The organism is Ruminococcus sp. OM04-4AA (assembly GCF_003462585.1).
GTDB lineage: Bacteria > Bacillota > Clostridia > Lachnospirales > Lachnospiraceae > Mediterraneibacter > Mediterraneibacter faecis.
The window spans coordinates 1-4,888 of the sequence record NZ_QTZH01000094.1 but is presented as its reverse complement, the minus strand read 5'-3'; the positions used below and the strand labels follow the sequence as shown (position 1 = coordinate 4,888).

5 protein-coding genes are annotated in these 4,888 nt (G+C 39.4%); all 5 read right to left on the bottom strand.

The genetic code is table 11. The features are described 5' to 3' along the window. Positions 1–150: 150 nt before the first annotated feature. Positions 151–1,176 carry a branched-chain amino acid aminotransferase gene (locus tag DXB52_RS14845; protein ID WP_117541593.1) on the bottom strand — a complete coding sequence of 342 codons (1,026 nt, stop codon included), beginning with the start codon at positions 1,174–1,176 and terminating at the stop codon, positions 151–153. A gap of 152 nt (positions 1,177–1,328) precedes the next feature. Further along, complete coding sequence (locus tag DXB52_RS14840; protein WP_118107947.1) at positions 1,329–2,096, bottom strand: N-acetylmuramoyl-L-alanine amidase; 768 nt, start codon at positions 2,094–2,096, stop codon at positions 1,329–1,331. A 51-nt stretch (positions 2,097–2,147) separates the two neighbouring features. Beyond that, complete coding sequence (locus DXB52_RS14835) at positions 2,148–3,776, bottom strand: recombinase family protein (RefSeq protein ID WP_027089437.1); 1,629 nt, start codon at positions 3,774–3,776, stop codon at positions 2,148–2,150. A gap of 79 nt (positions 3,777–3,855) precedes the next feature. After that, on the bottom strand, positions 3,856–3,978 hold the full coding sequence (locus tag DXB52_RS17560) for a hypothetical protein (protein WP_002323371.1): 123 nt from the start codon (positions 3,976–3,978) through the stop codon (positions 3,856–3,858). Positions 3,979–4,396: 418 nt separating this feature from the next. Next, entirely contained in the window at positions 4,397–4,645 is a 249-nt protein-coding gene (locus DXB52_RS14820; protein ID WP_004613734.1) for a helix-turn-helix domain-containing protein, read from the bottom strand. Positions 4,646–4,888 lie beyond the last annotated feature (243 nt).

Below are 4,888 nucleotides of genomic sequence, written 5' to 3'. Positions count from 1 at the left end.
AGCATTCTTATGGGGGAAGGGGAATTATGCCCTTTTTTATGTAATATAACTATTATTATAATCATAAGCAAAAGGACGCATGAAAAAACTCTCGTTTTTTCACACGCCCCTCTTTTAACATCTAATAGAAAATATTTATTTGATTTAAAATTAATCGATATATTTCAGCCATCCTTCCGGTGCTTCGATACGTCCCATCTGGATACCTGTCAGTGTGTCACGAAGTTTTGCGATTGTAGGTCCCATCTGTTCCATTCCACTTGGGAAGCAGATCTCTTCACCGTGGTTGACGATCTTACCAACCGGTGAGATAACAGCAGCTGTTCCACACAGACCACACTCGGCAAAGTCTTTGACTTCATCAAAGTATACGTCTCTTTCTTCTACCTTCAGTCCTAGATAATGTTCAGCAACATACATCAGAGAACGTCTTGTGATAGATGGAAGAATTGTTGAGGAATGTGGTGTTACTACTGTGTTGTCTTTTGTTACAAACAGGAAGTTTGCTCCACCTGTTTCTTCAACTTTTGTTCTTGTAGCGGAATCAAGATACATATTTTCATCAAATCCATTTGCATGAGCTGTAACAATTGCGTGAAGACTCATTGCGTAGTTCAGTCCTGCTTTGATGTGTCCTGTTCCATGCGGCGCGGCACGGTCAAAGTCTGATACGCACAGTGTCAGTGGCTTTACGCCGCCCTTGAAGTACGGTCCAACCGGAGTGGCAAATACACGGAACTGATAGTCAGTAGCCGGTTTTACTCCGATTACAGGATTGATTCCGAACATATAAGGTCTGATGTAAAGTGTTGCTCCTGTTCCGTAAGGTGGAACGTAAGCTTCATTTGCCTTTACTGTCTGAACAATAGCATCAACAAATCTATCTTCCGGGAAAGGCGGCATCTCAAGACGTTTCGCTGAGTCGACCATACGCTTCGCATTGAGGTCCGGACGGAAAGTGACAATGTGTCCATCCTCTGTTGTGTAAGCCTTCATTCCTTCAAATACAGTCTGTGCATACTGAAGAACTCCGGCACATTCATTCATGACGATGTTAGGATCTTCTGTGAGACCACCTTCATCCCATGCTCCATCTTTATAATTAGCTACAAAACGCTTATCTGTAGGGATATATCCAAATCCGATATTTTCCCAGTCAATGTTTTTTTTCTCCATTGTAGTAAATCCTCCATTCCTTTATGCGGCGAAAGACCGTATGATTTCTAATTAACGCTATTATAATACCGTCAATTAAAAAAATCAAGAGTGCGCTCTGTTTTTTGAAAATGTTTTACGGACATGTAATTGTAAGAATCAAAATCCTGCAACTAAACAGTTACAATAACTGTCTGATATCCGGCACGCTTCAACCGGCGTTCCATTTTTACAGCTTCGTCAAGCGTATCGTATTCTCCGACCGTTACCCGGAATAAGCCGTCCCCTTCTGTCAAAACAGCAGGAAAATTCAATTCAGTTAATTCATTCAGGAGTCGTCGGGCATATCGTTCGCTGCGGAAAGCCCCGGTCTGCACTGCATAGTGAGGGAGAGAAGAAGCATTGCTGATTTCTCCGTTTTCTTCTAATGTATCAAGGATTCCCTCAGCAATCGCAAGCGCAATATCATCAAAGTTATCATCAAAGAGCCGGTTATCAGTGTCAGAGTTGATAAATCCGACTTCTACCAGAACCGCCGGCATCTGTGTACGGCGCAGAACGACCAGACCGGGGCGCTCTTTTACGCCGAGATTGATGAAGCCGAGAGCTTCCAGACCTTCATTAATATTTTGAGCCATTGTGTATTTCAGACCGGATTTGTTGTAAACCAGAGATTCTACGCCGGATACGGTATTATCTGTCGGATAAGAATTACGGTGAATAGACAGAAAGAAGTCTGCACCGGCTGCATTTGCTTCCAATGCTTTCTGATATGGAGATTCATAAATGTCTGTTGTACGTGTATAGAGTACATCAATTCCATGTTCCTGCAGCAGTTCTCCAATGGCAAGCGTTAAAGATAAGGTGTCATCCTTTTCCCGGCGGCCGTTATAGACAGCTCCGGGGTCACGACCGCCATGTGCTGATTGTAGTTTACGCAAATTGTGATATGTATTCCCCAATATATATGGGGAGTTAGAAATGTATTGAGATTAGATAGCCTTTTTCTCCAAGTCCTCACAGTAAACGCTTGAAAATAAATGTTCCAGTTCATTTCCGAAGTTGTATGAGATTTTAAGTTTGTGGTTTTCATAAACTGTTATCTGGTCTATCATTTCCACAATAATATCTCTGTCTAATTCTTCAATGTCTTTCAGTTCCAACAACCGCCTTAACCACGGTGTTTCAAAAACATCTTCTGTTACACTTTCCTTTTTCTTTTCTTCCAGCGTTTCAATCTGTTTGGAGTAAAGCGTTTCTTTTTGTTGATAGTCCTCTCGATAAGAAAGAAATTCTTCTTTAGAAATCAGTTCGTCTTTGTAATCTTCATAAATTGACTTTTTCAACTTCTTCACTCTTTCAAGCTCTGCTTTTAACTTTGTCAGTTCTATGTCTGTTGATTTTCTGATTTTTATTGCTGTGAAAGATTGTGATTTTACAAGTTCCTGCAAGTTCTCTACATTGCGGATAATCTGCTTTAAATCTCCCAGCACAATATCATTCAATACTTGAAACGGGAGCGTGTGCGGAGTGCAATAATCTTTTCCACTTCTTTTGTAAGTTCCACAATAAAATGAATAGGACTTACTTCCGTCAGCACGTCGCCAGAAATTTTTCATCATTGCCCGACCACAATCGCCACACTTGATAAAACCTGCAAAGATATTTTTATTTGTTTCTAAATCAATATCCCTATGTTTTTTCGTCAGCAGTTTTTGTACCTTATCCCACAGTTGACGGTCTATAATCGGTTCATGTGTATTTTCAACCCTTATCCAGTTTTCTTTCTCAACTGGACGCTGTTTGCTTCTCATACGTTGATGTTTCTTTCCTTGTACCATATTTCCAATATAAAGCTCATTTTGTAACATCACTTTAATCGTGGAATACGTCCAATAAGAAGTTTTCTCTAAACGATTGCAATTTTTGTAATTTTCGCCGTTGAGCTTTTTATATTCCGACGGACAAAGGATACCCTCTGCATTTAGTATTTTGGCAATGCTTTGTTTTCCTATTCCTTGTGCATACATAGTAAATACTCTTTTTACAACTTCGGACGCATATTCATCAATCACAAGTTTATTTTTATTTGCAGGAGATTTCTTATAACCATAACTTGTAAAAGCTCCGATAAATTCTCCTGCTTTCTGCTTTGATTTTACAGTCGCTTGAATTTTATTAGAAATATCTCTGGCATACTGTTCGTTGAATATATTTTTAATAGGAAGTAACATATCGTATGCCTGCTTCATACTATCAATATTATCTGTTACAGAAATAAAACGAACATTAAGCTCTGGAAATATTCTTTCCAAATATCGCCCCGTATCAATGTAATCTCGTCCGAAACGGGAAAGGTCTTTTACAACAACACAATTTACCTTGTTATCTTCAATGTCAGCAATCATTCTATGAAAGTCTGGTCTATTGAAATTCGTTCCCGTAAAACCGTCATCAATATAAACATCATATAAGATAAAGTCATCATGCTTGTTCACATATTCTGTTAAAAGTTTTCTCTGATTTCCTACACTATCGCTTTCTTCCTTATCTCCGTCCTCTCGTGATAATCTGATATAAATAGCCACGTTAAATAAGTTTGAACCTTTTTGATAAATCATTTTTCCACCTATTCAACTGCCGTACCTATGATAATATTATACCATAAAGTACGGCTTCTTTCCATTGTTTTCAAGGGTTTTACCCTCTTGATAGTCCTTTTTTTACATGAGATTTCACGATACGGACAAGCAATTCCTCTACGGAAAATTTACCTAAAAATTCCCGTTCTACGATATATTGTGCAGGTTCTTTTTTAGCCAAGTTATCAGCCCCCTTAGTCAGCTATCTATTCTCAACATACGCACATAGGCTTATCCAATATGCGTATTTTTCACAATGTTACAGAAGCAGACAGACGGCTTTGGAAAGCTCCGTTAGTATCTCAACTATTCCCATTCTTGTGGGCAGAACCGCACCATGCGGACGTATCATTATCCTGTGAGGCTAGGTCGTGGCAAAACGACTTTTCCAACAGTCGCTCTCGGATCACTGCGTGGGTCGCTCGCTTTCTTTTGAAAAGGTCGTGGCGTACAGTCCCCGTGGCTCGCTATCTCACAAACGTATCTGTCTGCTTTATTCAGTTGTCAAAGAGCTGTGGCGAAAGCGTATTGCTTTCATATAAAAGCAGGGGCAGAGCAGGAAAGAGGGGGACATTAAACCATGCTCTGCTAAAAACTGCTTATTCTTCTTCGATTTCTAAGGCAATATCAAACCCTAAAATCATTTTGATAAGTGCTTCTCGGATAAGTCCCTTTAACTCCATATCTACAACAATATAGACATTGCCGTATTCATCATAGAGTGGGCGCAAACAGCACTTTGATATGTACGGGTCATAAAATGCCAGTATTTTTTCAATCGCTTTTTCGTCCCCGTCCATTGCTTGCGAAAGCAAATAGTAGGACGGCTTCTTAAATGTTTGCTTCATTTTACTGCTTCTCCTTTAGTATTTTTTTCATAGTTTCCAAAGCATGATGTCGGTTTCTAAATACACCGCTTTGCGTAATCTTTTGTAAGTTGGCAATTTCACTTTCTGTCATTTCCAAGAAGTAATACATTAACAGTAAGCGTCAAATAAAACAGTGTATAGAAAAATAACCGTCAGCCTTTTATACTAAAAGGTCAACGGTTATCGACAGAATTCTTTTACAAGAGGATTCCAAGGCAGATA